Genomic DNA, 21708 nt, shown 5'->3' on the forward strand with positions numbered 1-21708 from the left:
AATATGTTAATTGCACGTGATTAATCATTATTTTTAATTCACACTTTTGATTTGTGTGATCTGTATGCTTTCAGGCACAGTTTATTATATGATCTTATAGTCGTTTCAATCAAGTCTAGTTCAATTAGATTAAATATTTCGTCCTTTGTCTTGGTTGCTGCAGTCTCAATTTTATCATTACGTATAATCATAATTGGATCACTAAGTTTATCTTTAAGGGTATGTGTTTCTTCTTTTACTAATTTTTTTATATAATTATGTATAGATAGTTTTTCAGAAATAATGTGTCTATTAATTAACATGCGCAATGTCTTTATTTTTCCAATTTTACCCATAATATCAATGGATATTTGATCTACTAGACCTATTAATAGATGGTCATTTTTAAGCTTTTTTTGCACAGTATCAAATACTGATTTAACCTTCAATAGTGATGTATTATCAACATAGACATCGTGGAAAGGAGAGAAAAACCCCTCTATAAGTTTGGGGTGAGGTATTAATTTAATCCAGGTTAAAATTTCTTCTGAGATATTTGAAATGTTTCTAATTAATAAATTTGATATTTCATCATGAAATTCGGCCCTTCTTTTTTTATTTATACGTAATATTTTTGTTTCTAAAGGTGTACTGGATTGCATTATGTAAATTTTTAAAGGCACACGGGATTGAATTAGATCAACTAATGTATTGTTATTACAGTTTTTAATTCCACTAACTACTTTAGTACAAAATTTGCGCAATTTATCAAAAAATTCTTCGTTTGATATATATGCTAATCTTAATTCATCTATAGTCATGCCATGAATAAGTTTTATTCTTATTTTTGTTTCTTCTTCAATTTCTTTCAAGAAAGGGACAAATGTTTCCAAAATATAATTTTTGATACGATCATGTGTTACAGAAAGATCAATATAGATTTTATTTTTTTTACTAAGGCATTCTTTTATTATCGGGTAATGCTTGATTTTTTCTGCCACGCAATTTTCAAAGTTTGATCTGTTGATATTAGCCATTGAGATAGCTAATTTATACATATTCGTAGACGTTACAATATTAGGGTTCCATGGTGATATTCTTTGAGGAATAAGTATTGATTTTTCTGATGACCGTATTTTAATATTATCAGGAGTATTAGCTCTAGCATTTTTTGTATAACTATTATCTAAAGCAGCATTTCCAAGATGTTTTTGGATGGTAAGATTTTTGTAGATTTTAATCGGTACCCCATACATATCTGATAACAAATATTTGGAAAGTAGTTTTGATGTATGTTCTCCTGGAAAGAATATCTTTCCCTCATGTAATACCGGGTGAGATTCTACTTCTATAAATATCTTTGTAAGTAAATTGTTGAGTAAGTTTAAATTAGATATAAATTTATCATCTGGTAATTTGTTAGAATTAAAAATTAGTTCTATTTTTCTTATTAATGATTTTTGTAAATATACATCATGTATATTTACAAATAATCCATTGATGACATCATTTGTCTTAAATTTTTTGAGCTCATGGATGATATTATTAGGTAAATTAGATATTGTCTCCATAATTAGGAGTTTTAGCTCCGAGCACAATTTGTTTTTCTTAGTATAAGGTATTTGAATATGTTTAGGTGACCCCAAATAAATACAAGTTTGAATAATACTTAAGAAATAATGATCTGGAATGAAGTATATATTTTTTGCAATTTCTTCACAATTTTTGTTTAATTTTTCAAAAAAAACTTTGTTTGATACACAATTATGTAATAGGTCTGATAAAGATATTCCCGGAGTTATCAATACATCTGTGGTGGTTATATCATCACTAATGCAAGGGGAAATTTTATCCCAAATATATTTGCGAACATTTAAATAAGTTGCGTCAATGTTAATCGACGATTTTGTGAATCCCCTACTTGTAACACAAGCGCTTAATTCTTCTAGTACACAGTTTTTAAATCTACAATTATTATCTATACCAATATTTTTAGTGATATCTTTATATATACTTGATGTATTATCTGCAGATAGTAAGTTAGATCTACAATACGATTTTAGACTAAATTCTTTTGTCATCGTTTGTTGTTCCAGTGGATTTTCCGTAATTGACGTTGTCGCAATCGGGTCACTATTACCTATTTCTATCTTTTTCGTTTTTATGTCTGCCAATATTGATAGTGTAGTATCAGTTCTACTTAGTGGATCTAATTTTTTTATTTGTAATTCTTCTTTTACCAAGGTATTAGTTTTAACGCCTTTTTTGTAACGGTGCTCCAGGTTAACATTATTAGTTGATTCTCGAGGTTTTGATATATTTCGAGCAGGAAATTTAAGTTTTTTATGGAATTTTGGATGCACATCATAAATATCTGACAATATGTATTTTGATAATTGCTTTACCGTAGATTCACTTGGCAAGAAAACTCCTTCATGAAATATACAAAATTTCCTTACCAGATTTCCTATTTTTTCAAGTAACTTATTGAGAAAACTTAAATTATCATCGAATCTTTCATTTGCAAATTTGAATTTATTTTTATTGGATTTAAATCGTAGGTTAAGACTTTTTATCAATGATTTTGATACTAATACACCATGTACATCTGAAAACAAAGCATTCACAATAGTTTCTTGATCGATCCTTTCAAGTTCATAAATAATTCTGTTTGGTAAATTAGATATTGTATCTGCAATTAACTCTTTTAGTTTGGGGAGAAATTTATTTTTTTTATGAGGAAGTTTAATCCTGATACTGTTTGTATTTGAAGGATCTTTACTATTGAAACTAGCATAACTTTGAAATATATGTGACAAATAATTATCCGGAGTTGCTAGTATATCTTTTGCAATCTTTTCACAATGCTCTCGTAATTTTTCAAAAAAAACTTTATTTGATATGCAACTTAATCTTAGATCTGAAATAGACATCTCAGGGGTTATCAATATATCTGAATTAACTATATCATCATTGAGTAATGATGATATTTTCTCTAAGGCATATTTGCGTATGTTTGAATAAGTTGGAGAAAGGTCAATAGACAATTTTAATAATCCCTTTCTTTCAATAATTTCATCTATTTTCTCTAATACACTGTTCTTGAATAACCCGTTATTATCAATATCTATTTTTTTAATAGCATCCATGTATACAATTCTTGAGTTATTTTTTGTATGCAACAATCTGCTACGAGCATATGTTTTTAAGCTTATATTCTTTTTAATTATGTTTTTGTCACTCATGCCTATTTTAAGATTTGTTCTTTTAGGTTTTAGTTCTTTTGCTACGGAGAGTTGGTTATTTTTAACGGATGTATTTACTGCAGTAATCTGTTGTGTGGGATCTAAAGATGAGGTATTGAAAATTTTTTCTGTACACATGCTTTGTCTAGTATCACAGCGATATAACTTTATGCGTAGATCTTTTTTAATTATCGGCCATGCTGTAGTTTTATATTCACCTGAATGATCTTTTATTTTTCTTCCAATATTTTTCAAATTCGGAGATGTTGTTATTTTTTCTGTAAAAGCTAGCGATGCTATGTAATTTTTTTCGTTGCTCGTGATTTGTTTTAGGCATATTACTTTGGGTCTTGGTTCTATTGAAGGGGAGGAATCTTCAATGAATCGACGTTTTAAAGTGCTATATGTATGTTGTTGATAGGTATTGAAATTGTAATTTTCAGATGAAAAATTAGATTCATCTGATTTTGTCAATTTAAATATATCAGGAAGTAATAATTTTTCTTCATAGCTATTATCTTGGCATAGTGTATCACGAGTACAAAAAACCAAATCGTGAGCCTCATTTTTGACATTATCATTCTCATTAATTTTACCGGCAGTAAAATCATTAATCAAAGTATATGGGCGCATTTAGTAAGATCTATATGAGGATTCATTTTAAGTTGGTTGCCATTGTACACCTATCTTAATTTTAGTGGAAATAAATTTCCTTTGAATTGTGTCATTGGTAATAAAATTTTACATAATATATTATACGTATAACTATATGATCTTAATAAATAAAGTTAAAGTTATACCAATCATAATTTTTTAGTTATTTTTTTACGCTTAATTTGTTGTACGATCTTATGTTTGTTTCAATAAATTGTGATCAAAGTTTATCAAATATCTCGTTTATTGTTTTCTGATCTGTGGTTTAAATTTTACTGTTGCTCATAATTAAAATAGGATTACTTGGCACATATTTAAGAGTAGGTAGTTATTTTTTAATAATTTTCTTATATAATTGTAGGCGGGTGATTTTCCATAAACTATGTTTATATTGATTATTTTGATAATTATATTTTGTTTTCTGTTTAATCGATGCTTGGACGTTTTGTCTGCTAATCATAGTCAATGAGTGGAAGCTAATTAATTTTTGCTGCATTACAAAGTACTATTTTATCTTTTAGTAATGGTTAATTTTTAATGATAGATATCTTAAAAATTAGATATGTGTCAATTAATAATATTAGTATTGAGGTGCTAATGTTATTGGTTTTACAATTAGTTTTGGCATATTTGAAATCTGCTGCGCATGCATTTTCAATGCAGCTCGTTGGTTTGGTATGCAGCAGTCTACACAATCGAAAAATTATTTGATATAGGTTAATCTTAATTGGCCTATAGTCGTGCTATTAATGGGTTTTATTTTTCCCTTGTCTATTCTTTAACTACTTTGTGGAATATACAATTCTTACTACCATGGTTATTGTTTTTAGGGTAGATAATTGAAAAATGTTAAATCGTCATCTAATATTTAATTCACAAGTTTATTTTTGTTACATACTGTTATAAATATTAATCACGGCATTTTTTATATAATTATCCTCGCATGAGTAAAAAAATTAAAAAACTTAGAAATTACTTACCTTTTGGCATAATATTTGATCAATAATCAACGTGCTTTTTTATAATAGAAGTGCCATTAGTGCTGGCATAACTATTATCATCAATAACTTAATTAATGAAAAGCAAAGATGTCTCATAAATGATAATGATGCATATATTATTAAAATAGAATTAATCCTGACTCGTTGTGCATAGTCATTCGCATTAATTTTGCCTTTAAGGGGCCTTAATATATTATAAATTTTATTGTTTAGGAACATAGCTTGGCATTATAATTATGTAATATGAGTTTTTATTTAAGTGTGTAGAGCTGTACTAATAATAATTTTCCCAACTTTTTTATTAGTGTAATATGTGTTTTTTAACGAACAACTAGATATTTTACGGTTGCTTCAATTATTACTGACTTACTTATTCTATGTTATTTTCTAATTTTATAAACAATATTGTTTTGCACAACTACAATATTATATAATTTAATTGCCATGGTTTTGTGCTTGCGTAGGTAATGAAGGTGTGCTTTACAGTGAAGATAGACGAACGAATTAATGACCAATATTATTTTATGTTTGAGGCTGGCATAGATGGTTAATAAAGAAATGACATTTTATCAACAATAAGTGAGACAGTTCTTAATATTATATCCGCATATTTGTATTTTGGGGCCTAATTCATAAGCAAATAGTAATTTTATTTAATAAGTTGCTTTTCATATTATGCAAAATTTATATATGCAGATTAATTTTGTGCTTTTATTTAAAATGCCTTAAATCTATAATCATGCGTTTTAGGGGGTAATTTTCTAAGATTTATTCAATTTGTATGCTATTTGCAAGATTGCTGGTTTGTTTTTTTGGGGAATAACTATTAAAAAGGAATTTTAATGCGTAATGTTGGTTTTCATACTTGCTCAGATTTATATCTAGAGAATGGATTAGATATTTATTGTGATGAACTAGATAGTTATGATGAGTTAGAGATTGTTGGCGAACCGGAAGTTAGTGCAAAGTTTACTACTAAAGAAGTAATGGGATTGTCATTTTTGATGGATTTTGTTGATGTGCGTAAATATACCGGAAGTATTTTATCGGTTTTAGTGTTTTTGAATCTAATAGCTCCTGCTTATAGTGATAGCTATATAACAGATGATCAAACCAATTCAGTAATTTGTGCTCTTCTTGCTATTGAACAAAAATTTGCTAATTCTACAGCTAATAATCCTAGTATTTTTAATGCTTTGAATTTAACTCCTGCAGACCTTTTGATAAGGGAGAGAATAGTTGATATTGTTTCAACTGTTGACCAATCAAATTGGCGCAAAGAGTTAACTAATTTGTCGGAGTATTGGCTCTCTAAGTTAGGTTATATATCCGTGTTGTACCATAATGATATTTCTTCGATGTTAGAAAATGGTAGTGTGGATACTGCTTATTGTCCTAGTTTATATGATTATTTGAAGTATATAACTGATGTTGTTATGATTAAATCAACAACTTCTAAACCTGGTTTGTCTCCTACTACTACAATAACGACTATCAATCCGTACTTATCGTCTACGATAACTGCAAGTACTCATTTGTCATCTGCGATAACTACAAGTACTAATTTGTCGTCAGCAATAACTACACATTCTACTGTTACCACTGTTGACGATAGTCGTTTTCTTGGTGCTAGTAATACACTTTTTTTACTAACATATATTTTTTTGGCATTTTTTCTGGGGCTACTGTTTTTATTCTTTTTTAAAAGTAATAATGAAAAAATTGTCAATTTCAGAAAATTATTAGGTGGTAAAATTGGGACGGCATTGGGTTTTAGAGGTTTAGCTGATGATTCATGCACGAGATATTATCGCAATGATGTTGACAAGTTTGTAGAGTCAGGTGTTGAGGGGGAAGTTGGAGATGAATGTTCAGAAATAGATAGTAATATTTCAGGATTACTGTTTAATGAATATAATCAGGAAGGTGGTGAATTATCACTAAAAGGAAGTAGGGATATACTAGTACAAGCACAAGTACATGTTGTTGAAGAAGAAGGACTATTGTTAGGTGCTAGCAATGGTATCGATGTTTCCAAAGAAGAGGATCCTGAATGTTATTCTTCACACCCAGTTTATGGTAGCCACCAAGAATATGCTAAAAGCGGATATGTTATACCGAGAATGTATCTGGTAGATGAAAAAATTGTTGAAGAATTGACTACATATGGAATTGATACCCGTGTTGAGTATAGTACTATCATTGATTATATTGAGCTGACTTGCAGAGAAAGGGACGGGTGATACATTATCCATCTATCACAATGAAACAATCCAAAATGTATAATGATCTGACATTATGCTTCCTAGATCATAAAAAGATGATATATTTTTTGTCATTGTTGCTGCGTTTTTTGTGATCATTGTGATTGATGAAACAGTAATTAAAGAGATATAAACTGTATGTTTTTCCGTTGGTTGCGGGTTAACTTGACTCAATGAGTTTAAATTATTTTTCTTTAGTATAAAATATTTATATGGGTAGCTTATTATTTGTACTGTGTTTTAAGAAAAATTTAAACATACAAATTAATTTTTATGTTTAGATAACTTAAATTTAAATGATATTATTACTCGTACGAAGTGAGGTATAAATACAGAATGAAATGTTGTTAAAAAGATGTTGTTGTTACTTTCACCGATATTTAAATTATTATCATACATACCTATAAATTACTGACGTTAATATCTCTGATTATGATAGGGCACATAATGTAGTTTTTGGTTATTATGATAATAACGATATTTTTAGAGGTATTTGAGGGGAGGTGTGTGGATGATAATCATTTGCTATAGAATCAGTTGGGGATAACCAGTTGGGGGTGAGATTTATCTGAACTCTTACTATTGATCGTCACACTTTTATAGGTGGCTATATGTTACGGATGCTTTATCCTGGATGATTATAATCGAAGAAACTTCAATATGTTCCAGGTTATACATGTATGTACTTTGTATGCCAGTGTGGTGTTGCGAAGCTTTAATGGTGATTTGATACCACCATGGCGGCGGATTGTACTATTAAAACGACAACCTAAGTATTAAATAAATCATGGAACCGTTCATCGGTGATCATAGGTAAGTACATATTCACAGAGTAAATATTAATTTTTATTTGTATGCAGTCCCATGTAATCATATATCCCTTTTATTAGTTCGTTCCTGTTAAAAGGATTATGCTTCTATTCGGAGACTATACTTCGCAACATAATCTGTCTATACCATTGTTGCAATATTTTAATATGCTCGCCAATTTACCAGAGAATATGCTTCCAGCTATCATTGTAAATCCAGAAGACATGGTTACTGCTGGTATAATTAGGTTTGAGCCAAACAATTCTAAGACTGAATTATTGCAAGTACTGCTTATTGCCAATCTGGAGTCTTGTGAAATTCCTATTTCCGTTTCTTTTTCACAAAAAACTCCCAATCCTCCTAATGTGACTAAACAAACACCGGCGGTGCAAAAAGTGGCTCTAATAGCTATTCTTGATACAACGGAGGGGTAATCTATATCCTGGGCTAGTAATAAAGTACTTTGTAACAATGGCGGGCTTTCATCATCAATTACTCCTTGGTCATAAAATAAATTATCATCATAATTATAAGAGGAATTAACCATATTTATCCTTTGTATTATAAAAAAACAATTATTACTCTATTTATAAAATGTTTAGGTAAGATAATGAGAATTTATGTTAAACAACAAACGTATGAATTGTTTTTACAACTATTATTGTACTTTTAAAATATATTAATAATGAATATATTAATATATTTTATATAAATACAATCGAGTTTAGGAGTGCTTATCTAAATTTTAATAGGAATTATTTACCACTTTCTGTAAATGACATTGACTTTATCAGTAATAAAGTTGCTTTACAATGTCTACCGATATAACTTAGCGTGAACATTAATATTCTAGATGTATAACACGCATATAAGGTACGTTAGTGTGGTCAATAAATTTTACTTACAACAAAGAGAGGTGTTTTTTCTATTAGGATATGCTACTCACGTTTTTAGTGCTATCATCTGCCCTTATCGGGTTTTGATTCCTAATACTGTATCTATACCTTCAAATTCTTTGTCTTCAGATTTTTGGGCTATGGTTACTGATATACGAGATAGACATCTTGATATTTGTAATAGAATTATAAGAAAAGATCCATCGTTGCTTTACGATGATGGTCGTTTTTCTGACAATCTTTGGAAGAGGTACGATTATTTCCACTATATTCATCAATTATATCTTCTATTTTGCGATTTTATAGAACGCTATCTAGGTGTGCTGTTTTTTAGTTACCATTTTACAGATATTCAAAATTATTTGTTAAAAGAATGGATAGTAGCAATTAACCCTGCTAATTATTTTTTTACTAATCCTGTTGCTTTGACGGAATCAATTAGAAGTTCAGGAGAGACAGTTCGACGTGGATTAAATTTACTTTCTCGTGACATTCGTAACATAGATATAGGTCGGGTTCCGGATGGACATTTTAAGGTTGGGGATAATCTTGCAACGACACCTGGTGTAGTGGTGTTTAAGACTGATCTCTATGAAATTATTTCATATAATCATCCTTCACCAGTTCATCCCCCTATAGTTTTTTTCCCTGCCTGTGTAAACAAATTTTATATTCTAGATCTCCAAAAAGAAAATTCATTAGTGAGATTTTGTTTGTCACATGGGCATCAAGTATTTATGTTGTCTTGGTATAACAGAAAGTATTTTACGTTGAAGAATTATGTATATGCTCTTATAGATTCTATGGATATTATTCGTAAAATAACAGGGTATGATCAGTTACATGTTCTCGGATATTGCATTGGTGGTTTCCTGCTATATATGGCATTAATGATATTGTCATCTCAAAATCGCGATTGGGTTTGTAGTGCAACCTTATTGACTTCTATGATTAATTCATCTTATTCAGGAATACTAGGTTCATTTATACAAAAGGAAACTATTGATCTTATTAAAATTAGATCTAATATTGATCCCGTAATATATGGTCACGAATTATCATGGATGTTTGCATTTATACGTTCAGATAGTCTAGTTTGGTCTTATGTTAGAGAAAGATATTTGATGGGAAGAGAAGCAGAACCGTTTGATATTTTGGCTTGGAATGCAGACCATATTGATGTATCAGCTATAATGCTAGCTGAATATCTAGAGTTGCTTTATTTAAAAAATGTGCTAATGCAAGATTATTTTTTTTGGGATGGATATTCTATTAGTAGTAAAATGATTACCTGCCCAATGTATCTTATTTCTTGCTTGCGTGACAGTATTGTTCCATGGAAATCTGTTTATTCAGGAATATCATCATTTCCAAACGCTTCCATTCGTTTTGCTTTGTCTTGTGCAGGGCATACTGCAGGTGTAGTTTCTCCACCGCATAATACTAAAAGATCATATTTTGCTGAGGATTATAGTTTTTTAGCTAAAGGAAAAGACATACTTTCTTGCTCACCTAACCAAGGAAGTTGGTGGTTAGATTGGTGTAAATGGCTACGTCAATCTCATGCTTTTAAGAATAATGATCATGAATATCCCTATACTCCACTATATAAAGCTCCTGGAATGTACGTTTTTAAAGGAAAAGCTAATGCGTAGCGCTTTGGTAACCGGTGGTATGGGTGGAATAGGGCATGCTATTTGCAATAAATTTCTTGATTGTGGTTATTTAGTTATAGTTGGATATAACCGTTCCCACGATGCAGCAAAGGAATGGTTATCTCAGTTCTTTGAGAATGATGATAGAATTTTGGGAGTCTTTGTTAATGTTTCAGATTATAAATCATGCCAAGAGTGCATTGATACCATTAAAGAAAAAGGAATTACTGTTGATATTTTAGTCAATAATGCTGGAATAACTAGGGATTCTACATTTTGTAAAATGACCTATGAAGTTTGGAGTGATGTTATTCGAACTAACCTTGACTCTGTCTTTAATATGACCAAACAGGTAGTTAATGGAATGGTAGAAAGGCAATGGGGGAGAATAGTCAACATATCATCTATAACTGGACAGAAAGGTGCTTTTGGTCAGGTTAACTATGCGGCAGCTAAAGCTGGGGTTCATGGATTTACAAAATCATTGGCGCTTGAGGTCGCAAAAAAGGGGGTAACGGTCAATACTGTTTCACCTGGGTACATTGCTACTCCTATGGTAAAAAAAATACCAGAAAATATAATGGAATCTAAAATCATACCGCATATTCCAGTGGGAAGGTTAGGTGATCCAACTGAGGTTGCTTCTTTAGTTGCCTATCTTGTTTCTGATGATGCTAAATTTATTACTGGTGCGAATATAGCAATAAATGGTGGACAGCATATGTTTTAACTTATCTCTATGCAGTATAGGTAATTTTTTTGCTACCAACGTTTCGTATAATTATGAGCTTATATGAGGTTGTAATTACTTATTTTGTATAATATTATCCTTGATTGGAACTTTTATCGGATGTAGCAGATGTCTAAAGTTGGAAATATTTTGGGAAGTAGTGGTGAATATTCAGATTTTGAAATTAGAGTTACTAATGAAGATGATAGTTCGAAGGTTTCTCCTTCTTCGAATAACCGAGGTGGTTTATCTGCCCTGTCATGTGCTAGTGACTACGGTGCTATTATGACGCAGTGCGATTCTAATCCCTGTGAAGGATATTATGTTACTGGATGTGGGTCTTCTCCGGCATTATCTGCTGCTGTATCAGCAAGTGCTTATGTAATTTCTAGTAAAGACGAAGAGTGTGGTGGGTTGCCGGCTAGTGAAATTACTGCTCCGCTTGTTCCTCTGAAAAACTATCCCCCTAAGTATGGGATCTGTAGTTTGTCATACGATTATGGTGGTAATAATGCAATGCTAGATCTTAATCAGGATCTTGGCGATGTTTTCCATTCTTATAGCGATGATATTGCTAGCGATTGTAAGAGAAAATCGCTTGTTATTTTTTCAGGATCAATTTTGGTTTGCACCGTGCTAGGTACTCTAATGATGGCACCTATTTGTCTAGGGTTATTAAATTCAGATAGCGAACTACTACAGGGTTTATGCCAATCAGCTGCATTTTAAGTGCTACATTGGACCATGAATGCTAATTTTTATTTCTTTTAAATAATTAACTCTCGTGTTAGTGTAGCTCAGTTGTTTATTTTGTTCATTTATGAATGATTTTTATGAGCCGTTTAATTAAAAAGTACCCTAATCGCCGTTTGTATGATACAGAGACAAGCGCTTATATTACACTCAACGACATAAAGAATTTGGTCGTTTCCTCAGAAGAGTTTGTAGTTATAGATGTGAAGAAAGGTGATGACATAACACGCAGCGTGTTAATGCAGGTTCTACTAGAGGAAGAAAACAGCAATACCCCGGTATTTTCCGCAGAGTTTCTAAAGATTATGATAAGGTGCTACGGTCATCCCATGCAAGGTGTTTTCTATAGTTACCTTGAAAAAAGCATAAAGGAATTTTTTTCTTCGTGTTCTGAGAGTGAAGGCGGTAAACCATCTGATGGTCATAATATGCCTAGTATGTCGTCTGATATGAGTGCGAATGAGCCTAACAATATGTGGCCTAACTTTTGGGGTATGCCAGCTTTTCAGGATATTATTAATGCCTATCTGAGTCAGACCAACGTGATATTCGACCAAGTGAAGGATCAAGTCGGAAAGATGTGGGGCGTTCCTAGTGGGACTACCGAAGATAAGGCCGATGAGTCCTAGTTGGTGTTTTTGACCAATTGGTAGTTGTTTCTGTGTAGGTTTTTTTGGGTCCAGATGTAGCAAATATGCAAAAAGGCGTTGCATATTGCTAGGCTTAGCGTGCATGACATCCAGAATATTTGCACTCCAAGATAATTGGTTTCGAAAGTTTTCTGCCACGACATCAGTGTTGCTATGTATCCGCCACCAATTCCGATTCCCCACATGCACACCATGTATATGATCATGGGCCAAAAAGTTTGCTCCATCCCCTTTAGTACGGCATATTGTATTATGCTCATCCAGTCGAAAATTTGGAAAAGGGATATTATAGGGATAAGCGGCAGTACTATACTTCCCACGTTTGGATTGTTATTGAAAAAATTGGAAATTTTGTGAGCATATCCAACCATTAGTAGTGCTAAAAAAATACTACAAAATAAAGCTATACGCATGGAAGAGCGAAGAGTTTGTCTTATTCCATCATATTTTTCTGCGCCTCTTTGTCTTGCTACCAAGATGGTGGTAGCGGTTCCAAGACTTACGGGGCCTACATAAATAATAGAAACTAGGTTACTTGCTATGTGATTTGCACCTATTTGGTGCACTCCCAGGGGTACCATTATCATGCTTATAATGTAGAAGGATGTAGACTGTATACAGTGTATTATCCCGTTAGACCATCCTAATCTTAGGACTTTTTTTATTGTTTTTTTGCAGCAAATAGTTGATGGCCAAGTTGGTAAGTAAGGTGTTAGTTTTCTATTGCTTGCCATAAAAATAAATAAAATAGAAACTATGCTCCAGTTCGTTATGGTAGATGATAATGCGCAGTTTGTAATTGCCTCCATATGGGAATGGCTCATATTCAAGAGAAGAGTTAGTGTTATTGATACTTTAAAAAATAAGTAAAAAAGAGCTATAACTAGTGCATTCCATGGTTGATTTAGGGTGTTAAGATAAGTTGTTCCAAATCTTATCAACAAAGCAGCCGGTAGTGCAGCTGCCATTCCCCTTAAGTAGGGAACAATCAGTTCTTGCAGACTTGAGTTGTCGGCCGTTGCATACATCCACAGTGGGCTGTAGTTTAGTATTGCTATTCCAATTACAGATAGTATGGCTATCAAAAGGTAGGCTTGTCCGTGAAGATGACGGAAGGTTGGGGTTTCTTTTGCGCCATGAGCATGAGATAGTAGGGCATTGAAGATTTGTATGATCCCTATCAAGATGACGTACAGAGTTACGTATATGCTTGCTCCTAATCCTAGAGCGGCTAGTAACAATGCTGAATATTGCCCAGCGTATATTGTGTCTGTTATTGGTGCTAACACTAATAACATCTGTGTTAAAAGTATGGGTATAGTTAGCTTGATCAACTGTGTTTTCATTTTGATGTGCCAACCTCTGGTGTTTGTAATACATTAAGCGTGGTTATTCCATACGCTTATGCTAATACAATATTACTGTTTCGGCTGAGCATATTTTTCGCTTTTTTTTTACGGTATTTTAGGATGCATAATACGAAATATTTCCAATAATATTTCGTCATAATTTAAAAAGTATGCAAAAAAATGTCCGCTAGTTATAAATCTACAGTATTAGTAATTTATTTATTTAGCTATTTAATTTTTAAATTGTTCATATCATATTGATTTGACATATTTTAATTTTTATCTATAACCTTACGCAATATTTTTTACGGAGGGATTAGTTACTAACGTTACTATGCTAATGTTATAATATATTTCTGTCCAGGATAACAATCTGCTTTTAGTTGTTAACGATTCATGTGCCTATTTATGTGTTTTAGGATAGTTAGAGGAAATTATTTTTTCAGTATCCAATGCCAGTTGTTTCATTCCCATTTTATTATAGCAATAGGCCACTTTTTCCAGAGCATTTTTTCTAAGGGGAGAGTTTGGGTGGTTAACAATAACACTCTGGAAGCGAGACAAGGCAGCAGAATAAGCTGAGTGCTCAAGATAAAAAATAGCTACGTCTAGATCGTGCTTGGCAAGTAAAAAGTCAATGTCCAACATGTACTTTTCAGCATCCCGTTTAAGGACACTATTTGGATATTTAGTAACAAGTTCCTTAAAAGCTAGGAAGGACTCCTGAAGGCTTCTAGGATCACGATCAGCAGGACTCTGTTTAGCTATTGCATACAGCAAGTAGTGGTCGCGTTCGTACAGTATCAGGGCTTTTAAGTAGAGTGCGTAATCAGCATGTTTGTCGGTAGGATAGATCCTCAGAAATCTCTCACATACTGCCAAGGCCTGATCTGGGTCATCACTTTTATAGTATGCATAAGCAAGCTCAATCTCACCATTACGAGTCAATGTACTATTAGGAAAGCGATTACTTAAGGCCTCGTAATAACGAACAGCAGATGCATAATCTCCGGAGTCCAAGTCATCTTGGGCCATTCTATACAAGCTAGAAGGTGGGAGGTCCGGTCCAACATCAACTGACTCAAGGTAAGCACAACCAGACAGAGCCAGAACAGAAGCTACAGCTAAAAAGAACCGGCGCATCCAAAGATCTTTCCACGTCAAAGCGCAACCACCAAACAAGTCCTAAAACAACCAAGAGGCGGGAGTCGGAATCGAACCGGCGTCCACGGCTTTGCAGGCCGCTGCATAACCACTCTGCCACCCCGCCGATATATTTTATCACCCAAAAATCAACGATACCTTTATTTACTGGAGCGGGAAACGAGTCTCGAACTCGCGACCTCAACCTTGGCAAGGTTGCGCTCTACCAACTGAGCTATTCCCGCCTATTGTAACATTATTGTCGCCTTGTAGGTGTGCGATGTCAATAACAAAACATATTTGGTGCCCAGGGCCGGACTTGAACCGGCAAGGGATTTTAAAGTCCCGGCGGATTTTAAGTCCGCTGTGTCTACCAATTTCACCACCCGGGCAATCCAGTGACAGTTTATATCACATGAATAGAAATCATGCAGAAATTTTTGCAATTTTTTTTTATGTAATACAAAATCTGGTAATTTTGTGACAATTATACAAATTTAATGATTTTTATTTACAGGAGGTTAGCAATGTCTTTTAATGATCTTACTTCTGGAGTATTAGCTCCACGTGAATTTAATGTAGTTATTGAAATACCAGCCAATTCTGACCCAGTTAAGTATGAAGTTGATAAAGAATCAGGTACATTGAGAGTTGATAGATTTATAAATGTTTCCATGCGTTATCCTATGGACTACGGTTATATCCCCGGTACTTTTTCCGATGATGGTGATCCTCTAGATGTACTTGTTATGTGCCCGGCGAAATTGGTTCATGGCTGCGTTTTGCTATGTCGGGCTGTTGGGGCATTAAATATGACGGATGAGAGCGGTGAAGATACTAAAATAATAGCGCTTCCCTGCATCAAGTGCGCTCCGATGTACTCACACATAAAGCGTATTTCAGATATTACTGAGAGTTCCAAGCGCGAATTAGTGCATTTTTTTGAACACTACAAGGACTTGGAGGAGGGCAAGTGGGTCAAAATTTCCGGATTTGTAGATAAAGAAGAGGCTGAGAAAATAATTTCAGACTCTATTTTGTGATTTTTTCTATATTTTAGATAAAAATTTCTGTACGCGCTCAGAACCAGTTTCATCGAAGAATTTTTCTACAGGGCAATCTTCTATTATTTCTCCAGATTCGATAAAAACTATTCTGTGCGCTACTTGTTTGGCAAATGACATTTCATGTGTTACCACTATCATCGTCATTCCTTCTTTTGCAAGTTCCGTCATTACTCCTAGTACTTCTTTAGTCATCTCTGGATCCAGGGCCGATGTTGGTTCGTCAAAAAGCATAGCGATTGGGGTCATGGCTAAAGATCTAGCAATGGCAACACGTTGTTTTTGGCCGCCAGAAAGTTGTCCTGGATACTTGTGTGCATGTGCCCCCATTCCAACTCGATCTAGCAATTCAAAAGCTTTTTTGCGAGCTTCATCCTTACTAAAACCTAATACTTTGATAGGAGCCAAGGTTATGTTGTCAATAACCTTAAGATGAGGAAATAGTTCATAACTTTGAAATACCATTCCTATGCAAGACCTTAGCTTCGGCAGATCAGTTTTGGGATTGCTCAGGTCTATCCCATCAACTACTATTTTCCCCTTTTGAAAATCCTCCAATCCATTTATGCACTTTATTAGCGTCGATTTTCCTGATCCAGAAGGGCCACATATAACTACTACCTCTCCCTTTTCTATATTCAAAGAACAATTTTTAAGTATCTGAACACTTCCATAGTGCTTGCATACTGATTGTATAGATATCATGCTCATGAAGTTACCTTCTTAAGTGTTGATTATGAATGTTAAGTCGATTTCCAATGTGCCTGGAAAAATAAGAAAATCCGTAGCAAATAAAAAAATACGATACGGCACAGAATATATACATTTCTGTTGGCATAAATTCACGTTGCGCAATATTATCGGCTGCACCAAAAAAATCTATTGCTCCTATTGCGTATACTAGTGATATATCCTGAAAAATAATAAAAATTTGTGTCATAAGCACAGGAAAAACATTCCTATATGCCTGAGGTAAAATTATGTAACGCATGGTTCTAATGTACCCGAAACCTATGGAGTAGGATGCCAGTATTTGCCCGCGTGAAATGGATTGTATTCCAGACCTTATTATTTCGCTAAAATAGGCAGACTCGAAAAAAGCAAAAGAGTAGTATGCAGAACTTTCAGCACTGATGCGAAAAAAATCACCAGTAAATATTTTAACCAGGAAGGGCAATATCACGTATAGAGACATCATCACCTGCACGAGCGGGATACTGCGGAAGAAGTTTATGTATACTTTGGCAAATATTCTAAGGTAACGTGACTTAGATATTGACATTAGAGAAAGGATCGTTCCAAAAAATAGTCCAAATACAACGGCAACGCAAGACACCTTAATGCTATACATCAAACCATTTAACAAGAAATCAGCATTTTCAACTATGGTAGATAAAAAAATCATAATTGGTCCTCGTTACTATGACTGATAAGTCCAGGTATGGTTAGTTTCTTCTCAATGGATTGTAAAACCAGAAATGTAACAAAGTTAAGGAGGAAGTACAATCCAGTAACAATGCAAGTTATTTCAACTATTTGAGAAGTTTTTTCTATAAGCTGTTTGTATTGGAAGTATATTTCCGTAACACCTATAGCATAAGTTACCGATGAATTTTTTATATTATTCATGGCTTCTGAAGTTATGGATGGAATTATCATCCGCAGTGCTGCTGGTAACAAAATATATTTATATATTTGGAACCTTTTCATTCCTAGAGCTCTTCCTGCATTACGCATTCCCTCCGGAAGGCTGTCTATGCCTGCTTTGATTTGTACAGCAAGGCGACTTGATGTAAAAAATGATAGACCGATAATTCCAAAGAATATCGGAGAAACATTCTGTTTCAACCAGTCTCCCGTATCAGGTGATAGGAACTCTGGAACAACAAAAAACCATAAAAAAAGCTGTACCAGGAGAGGTATATTGCGAAAAATATTAATGTAAAAAATAGCAATTAAAGAAACAAATTTATTTCTGATCGTTGCCATTACTCCTACGGCAGTTCCTAACACAAACGCTAAAGCAAATGACGATGTAGCTACAGCTATTGTGTATCCCAAACCGACAAGAATCAGGTTTCCGTAAATGTGGCCATCATACCCCTCCTTTAGAAAGAACAACCAATCCCAATTGTATTGCATGAAGGTCTCCTTTTAGTAAGTCTATCGAGCTAGCCATCAGCAGAAAAATCGTTAGGATGATTAAATAACTCCTGGGTATCATTAGATAAAGGTATTGATACGTTTAGTCCGTTAGGAGGTATTGGAGACATAAACCACTTTTTGTAAATCAATATGATATTTCCAGATGTCATGATTTTATTTAATGTATCATCGACAATTTTCTTAAATTTAGGATCATTTTTACGTAACATTAAAGCATACGGTTCTGATTTTAGTGATTCAGGAAGAATAACAAATCTATTTGCTCTGCCACGTATACGAGCTCTGAGTCCGTAGAGTATGCTGTCGTCATTAACAAACGCAGATGCTCTTCCTGTCATCAGCAATAGGAAAGAGTTAGCGTGGTCTTTACCGTATATTATGTTAAAACTCAGCTTATTTTTTCTGGCAAATTTAGCCAGTGTGTTGTCAGATGATGTTCCTGATGAAATTACAACTACCTTTTTTCCGATGGTTTTGAAGTCCTTGATGCTACTGCCAGATTTTACCATCATTTTTGTATGTGCTAGAAATATACTGTTGCTAAAATCTGCTTGTTTGCGACGAGACTTCAGGTTGCTTGTGGACCCGCAATCTATGTCTATGGTTCCACTTTGAAGCAAAACTATCCGGTTCTGGGACGTTATTGGTATAAACTTAAGTTTTATATCGCTTAGGCCAAGGTTATCTTTTATAGCTTCAGCAATCTCTCGACATAAATCTATGCTGTAGCCAACTGCTTTTTGCTTATCATCTAGGTATGAGAAAGGAATCGAGGAAGTTCTGTACCCAATTATCAAAGTGTGAGTGTTCAGTATGCTATCCAAAGTACCTCTATCAGCCCAACTATTTATTGGATAAATAATAAAAATCAATAAGATATACAAAACTTTCTTGATAATATTTAGTTTTTTAAAAACAAACACCATGTGATAATCCCATTCAGTTGAGGATGCCAAGCGTCACAGGATAATAGATAACTGGATATAGATAAAGAGATGTTGTTGTTTATTTTCTAGTTTCTAGTTTCTGTGACCTTAATTGAGTAATTGAGTAATATTATGTGGCAGATTTTGACTTTACTTTAAGTAATTTTTCGACTAAAATGCCGGGCTTTGTGTGCACGTTGTCCTCTCTTGGATATTGGGTTGCTTGATTTGTTTTTTGCGTCGCTCTGTGATCTGGCTCGGGGCTGGATGAAGTATAGTTGGAGTGGTCATATATTAATTGCTTTGATGGTGCTGGTGTGAGTTGTTTCCTTGTTTCGCGACGCTGTTTTATTTTTCACTTTGGTTGGTGTGTTTCTGGTTTGTTGGCAGAGTGTTCCGATTGAGGGTTACTTGCCTGATTAGCGTTTTCCACAGCGGCATTTTGATTGTTGGTTTCTGCCTTGGTTTCCGTAGGCTTGCTTCTGAATGAAGAGTGTAGTAAAAATGCAGACATTGATAGCATAGAAAACAAGGAGCCGATTAAGGTCATACCGATCGATATATTGGGATCAAGCAAATTAAGGTTTAGTTCACTAAGTGTCGATTCTAATTTTCTGCAAGAATTATCTCTTTCCATTAAGTTGGTACAGAAGCTGCCCTCTGGATCTAGTCTATCAGAAGAAGAGTTGTTCTCACACAATCTAGAGTAAAGGCCGTTAAAATTTTGGCATTCCACGCACGACATTCCGACAATTGTAGATACTAACGAAAGGCTAAAAATTAGACATGTGATTGTGGAAATTGCTTTTTCACACCTGCTACTCTTAGGAGATTTTGTTTCTGCATCCAATAAATTTTCTGTTGAACTTCCAGCTTCAATGGAAACTAGTGTATGTAATGTCTCGCTTTCAGAATGCATTTCCGCTATTCCCAATGAAGAACATGAGTTATCGTGGTCAGCAAAAGCCTGACGTTGGTAGCAAGAACCACCATTACCCAGCTCAAGAATAGCTGTTCTAACTTTTTCCTCATCAGACAGTGCAGATAGCAACTCGTCGCAACTAATTTCAGTATTGTTTTGGGCACATGATTGGCAATTGGTGGCATCAGAAATGCTTCCATATGTAGTTTTGTTCATAATTTATTCCTAATAATAAAAATATTGTTGGTGAAACTGCGAAACATTAACGAAATATTTATTCAAACGTCATGCTAGCAATACTTAAACAATTTAGTTGTGAATTATGTCAGCAATATTACAGATACTATATTAATATTATTTCACCTACTGGTGAAATATGTGCTTTGATTTTCAATCTTGTGTTTTTGATAATCATAGTGGGTTTAATCAAACAAATATGTTAACTTGTAACAAGAGGCCTCATGACAGAGGCCTAAGGTGTCTTTAATCACATATGATATTTTTTCGAAAACTATCAGTTTTTAGCAGTTAATCATTATTAATTAAATCTGTTTTCATTTGTAGTTTATACACTATTTTCTCTGTTGATACTGGAAGGTTGTGACGTTTTTCCAAATTCAATCATACTAATGCTGTCAGATTCTTCTATTTTTTCATTCTTGCTGAAACTAGATACGGCAGAGTAAACAGTTAAAAATAAACATAGTAAGCATGATAGTAACAGATATGGGTAAGCATTTCCTAAACCAGTGTCTCCAATAGTTTCCAAAAGAGATTCACAATTAGCTTTTTCTGATAATTTATTATGGCAATAGAACTCTCCTACATCACCAATTGATGACGATTTTGTATTGAAGCAATTAGATGATTCTGATTTTGCTTTTTCTTTTGCACTTTCTAAAAAAGATTCGCAAGTACGTTCTAACATTCCTACAACTCCTAGAACTAATAATGCAGATGTTATGCTCATTCCAGTTAAAAAAAGAATTTCTTCTTTTCCTGGAGGACATGCCAATAATTTGGATTTATCAATATCTTCTGTAGTGAATTCGTCTTTAGGTATTGAAGAACCTATATTGGATTCTCCTGTACAGTTTTCTAATGATGAGGTATTGTTAGGTGATTCTGGATCACTTTCAGATCCAATATGACTGCCCTTAAGGCACATATTGCTAGCATTATGTTGTTTATCTTGAGTTGATGATGATAATGATGATTCTTGCTGATCAACTGACGAATATGAATGTACTTCTATTACAGAAATAGTATCTAATTTAAAATCGGACATTTTTTTCCTCGTTACTTGTATGGTATTTTATAAGAACAGTTTTAATTAAGTTTTTCATGTAGCTATATTTATTCATCTCATTTATTTATTATTTGTAAGAGGAATGTTTTAACGTATCAAATGTGATTTAAGTAATATAAATAATGTTACAAATAAAAAATTCTATTTTAATCAGTTGGTTAATTAAGCAAGTGGCATTAATGTAATAAGATG

At 33.4% G+C, this 21708-nt stretch carries 16 protein-coding genes and 3 tRNA genes; 6 read left to right on the forward strand and 13 right to left on the reverse strand.

Annotated features, from left to right (window positions below; all coding sequences use genetic code 11):
• Window positions 1-38 precede the first annotated feature (38 nt).
• Window positions 39-3857 (reverse strand): hypothetical protein, encoded by a 3819-nt coding sequence (locus Arg41_RS05155; protein WP_092490552.1) that lies wholly within the window; start codon window positions 3855-3857, stop codon window positions 39-41.
• A gap of 1864 nt (window positions 3858-5721) precedes the next feature.
• Between Arg41_RS05155 and Arg41_RS05160 the strand changes: the two genes are divergently transcribed.
• A complete protein-coding gene (locus Arg41_RS05160) occupies window positions 5722-7122 on the forward strand; it encodes a hypothetical protein (protein ID WP_092343875.1) in 1401 nt (466 codons plus the stop codon).
• A gap of 949 nt (window positions 7123-8071) precedes the next feature.
• Here Arg41_RS05160 and Arg41_RS05165 read toward each other — a convergent pair.
• Window positions 8072-8500 carry a hypothetical protein gene (locus Arg41_RS05165; protein ID WP_092343874.1) on the reverse strand — a complete coding sequence of 143 codons (429 nt, stop codon included), beginning with the start codon at window positions 8498-8500 and terminating at the stop codon, window positions 8072-8074.
• 336 nt (window positions 8501-8836) lie between these two features.
• Between Arg41_RS05165 and Arg41_RS05170 the strand changes: the two genes are divergently transcribed.
• From Arg41_RS05170 to phaR, 4 genes are all read left to right on the forward strand, one after another.
• Window positions 8837-10504, forward strand: coding sequence for a PHA/PHB synthase family protein (locus Arg41_RS05170; RefSeq protein WP_157722286.1), 1668 nt, complete (start codon window positions 8837-8839; stop codon window positions 10502-10504).
• Window positions 10497-11234, forward strand: a complete 738-nt coding sequence (phbB, locus tag Arg41_RS05175; RefSeq protein ID WP_242641406.1) for an acetoacetyl-CoA reductase — start codon at window positions 10497-10499, stop codon at window positions 11232-11234. Before Arg41_RS05170 ends, phbB begins: the two co-directional genes overlap by 8 nt.
• A gap of 129 nt (window positions 11235-11363) precedes the next feature.
• Window positions 11364-11963, forward strand: a complete 600-nt coding sequence (locus Arg41_RS05180; protein ID WP_092343871.1) for a hypothetical protein — start codon at window positions 11364-11366, stop codon at window positions 11961-11963.
• Window positions 11964-12067: 104 nt separating this feature from the next.
• Window positions 12068-12616 (forward strand): polyhydroxyalkanoate synthesis repressor PhaR, encoded by a 549-nt coding sequence (gene phaR / locus Arg41_RS05185; RefSeq protein ID WP_242641407.1) that lies wholly within the window; start codon window positions 12068-12070, stop codon window positions 12614-12616.
• Here phaR and Arg41_RS05190 read toward each other — a convergent pair.
• The 5 genes from Arg41_RS05190 to Arg41_RS05210 all read right to left on the reverse strand — a co-directional run bounded on the left by Arg41_RS05190 (window position 12613) and on the right by Arg41_RS05210 (window position 15521).
• On the reverse strand, window positions 12613-13983 hold the full coding sequence (locus Arg41_RS05190) for an MATE family efflux transporter (protein ID WP_092343869.1): 1371 nt from the start codon (window positions 13981-13983) through the stop codon (window positions 12613-12615). The genes phaR and Arg41_RS05190 overlap by 4 nt on opposite strands.
• A gap of 405 nt (window positions 13984-14388) precedes the next feature.
• A complete protein-coding gene (locus Arg41_RS05195) occupies window positions 14389-15150 on the reverse strand; it encodes an outer membrane protein assembly factor BamD (RefSeq protein ID WP_141663274.1) in 762 nt (253 codons plus the stop codon).
• Window positions 15151-15185: 35 nt separating this feature from the next.
• A tRNA-Cys gene (locus tag Arg41_RS05200) sits at window positions 15186-15256 on the reverse strand.
• A gap of 42 nt (window positions 15257-15298) precedes the next feature.
• Window positions 15299-15374 (reverse strand) — tRNA-Gly (locus Arg41_RS05205).
• A gap of 56 nt (window positions 15375-15430) precedes the next feature.
• Window positions 15431-15521: transfer RNA gene (locus tag Arg41_RS05210), tRNA-Leu, on the reverse strand.
• 135 nt (window positions 15522-15656) lie between these two features.
• Here Arg41_RS05210 and ppa point away from each other — a divergent pair.
• Window positions 15657-16172: an inorganic diphosphatase gene (ppa, locus tag Arg41_RS05215; protein WP_092343867.1), complete on the forward strand. Its 516-nt coding sequence runs from the start codon at window positions 15657-15659 to the stop codon at window positions 16170-16172.
• A 6-nt stretch (window positions 16173-16178) separates the two neighbouring features.
• Here ppa and Arg41_RS05220 read toward each other — a convergent pair whose 3' ends face one another.
• The 6 genes from Arg41_RS05220 to Arg41_RS05245 all read right to left on the reverse strand — a co-directional run bounded on the left by Arg41_RS05220 (window position 16179) and on the right by Arg41_RS05245 (window position 21495).
• The gene (locus Arg41_RS05220) at window positions 16179-16898 is read right to left on the reverse strand and encodes an amino acid ABC transporter ATP-binding protein (RefSeq protein WP_092343883.1); all 720 of its coding nucleotides are present in this window, start codon (window positions 16896-16898) and stop codon (window positions 16179-16181) included.
• 10 nt (window positions 16899-16908) lie between these two features.
• Complete coding sequence (locus Arg41_RS05225; RefSeq protein ID WP_092343866.1) at window positions 16909-17598, reverse strand: amino acid ABC transporter permease; 690 nt, start codon at window positions 17596-17598, stop codon at window positions 16909-16911.
• Window positions 17595-18335: an amino acid ABC transporter permease gene (locus Arg41_RS05230; protein ID WP_092343865.1), complete on the reverse strand. Its 741-nt coding sequence runs from the start codon at window positions 18333-18335 to the stop codon at window positions 17595-17597. Before Arg41_RS05230 ends, Arg41_RS05225 begins: the two co-directional genes overlap by 4 nt.
• A gap of 29 nt (window positions 18336-18364) precedes the next feature.
• Window positions 18365-19285 carry a transporter substrate-binding domain-containing protein gene (locus Arg41_RS05235; protein ID WP_092343864.1) on the reverse strand — a complete coding sequence of 307 codons (921 nt, stop codon included), beginning with the start codon at window positions 19283-19285 and terminating at the stop codon, window positions 18365-18367.
• 355 nt (window positions 19286-19640) lie between these two features.
• The gene (locus tag Arg41_RS05240; RefSeq protein WP_092343863.1) at window positions 19641-20423 is read right to left on the reverse strand and encodes a hypothetical protein; all 783 of its coding nucleotides are present in this window, start codon (window positions 20421-20423) and stop codon (window positions 19641-19643) included.
• Window positions 20424-20772: 349 nt separating this feature from the next.
• Window positions 20773-21495 carry a hypothetical protein gene (locus tag Arg41_RS05245; RefSeq protein WP_092343862.1) on the reverse strand — a complete coding sequence of 241 codons (723 nt, stop codon included), beginning with the start codon at window positions 21493-21495 and terminating at the stop codon, window positions 20773-20775.
• Window positions 21496-21708: the final 213 nt, after the last annotated feature.

The sequence above is a fragment of the Candidatus Ichthyocystis hellenicum genome (assembly GCF_001460935.1).
GTDB classification, from domain to species: domain Bacteria; phylum Pseudomonadota; class Gammaproteobacteria; order Burkholderiales; family 2013Ark19i; genus Ichthyocystis; species Ichthyocystis hellenicum.

Coding starts and splice junctions, on each gene's coding strand:
- phbB (WP_242641406.1), top strand. CDS start 10,497: ATGCGTAGCGCTTTGGTAACCGGTGGTATGGGTGGAATAGGGCATGCT.
- Arg41_RS05165 (WP_092343874.1), bottom strand. CDS start 8,500: ATGGTTAATTCCTCTTATAATTATGATGATAATTTATTTTATGACCAA.
- Arg41_RS05155 (WP_092490552.1), bottom strand. CDS start 3,857: ATGCGCCCATATACTTTGATTAATGATTTTACTGCCGGTAAAATTAAT.
- phaR (WP_242641407.1), top strand. CDS start 12,068: ATGAGCCGTTTAATTAAAAAGTACCCTAATCGCCGTTTGTATGATACA.
- ppa (WP_092343867.1), top strand. CDS start 15,657: ATGTCTTTTAATGATCTTACTTCTGGAGTATTAGCTCCACGTGAATTT.
- Arg41_RS05240 (WP_092343863.1), bottom strand. CDS start 20,423: ATGAACAAAACTACATATGGAAGCATTTCTGATGCCACCAATTGCCAA.
- Arg41_RS05190 (WP_092343869.1), bottom strand. CDS start 13,983: ATGAAAACACAGTTGATCAAGCTAACTATACCCATACTTTTAACACAG.
- Arg41_RS05160 (WP_092343875.1), top strand. CDS start 5,722: ATGCGTAATGTTGGTTTTCATACTTGCTCAGATTTATATCTAGAGAAT.
- Arg41_RS05180 (WP_092343871.1), top strand. CDS start 11,364: ATGTCTAAAGTTGGAAATATTTTGGGAAGTAGTGGTGAATATTCAGAT.
- Arg41_RS05220 (WP_092343883.1), bottom strand. CDS start 16,898: ATGATATCTATACAATCAGTATGCAAGCACTATGGAAGTGTTCAGATA.
- Arg41_RS05245 (WP_092343862.1), bottom strand. CDS start 21,495: ATGTCCGATTTTAAATTAGATACTATTTCTGTAATAGAAGTACATTCA.
- Arg41_RS05230 (WP_092343865.1), bottom strand. CDS start 18,335: ATGCAATACAATTGGGATTGGTTGTTCTTTCTAAAGGAGGGGTATGAT.
- Arg41_RS05235 (WP_092343864.1), bottom strand. CDS start 19,285: ATGGTGTTTGTTTTTAAAAAACTAAATATTATCAAGAAAGTTTTGTAT.
- Arg41_RS05225 (WP_092343866.1), bottom strand. CDS start 17,598: ATGATTTTTTTATCTACCATAGTTGAAAATGCTGATTTCTTGTTAAAT.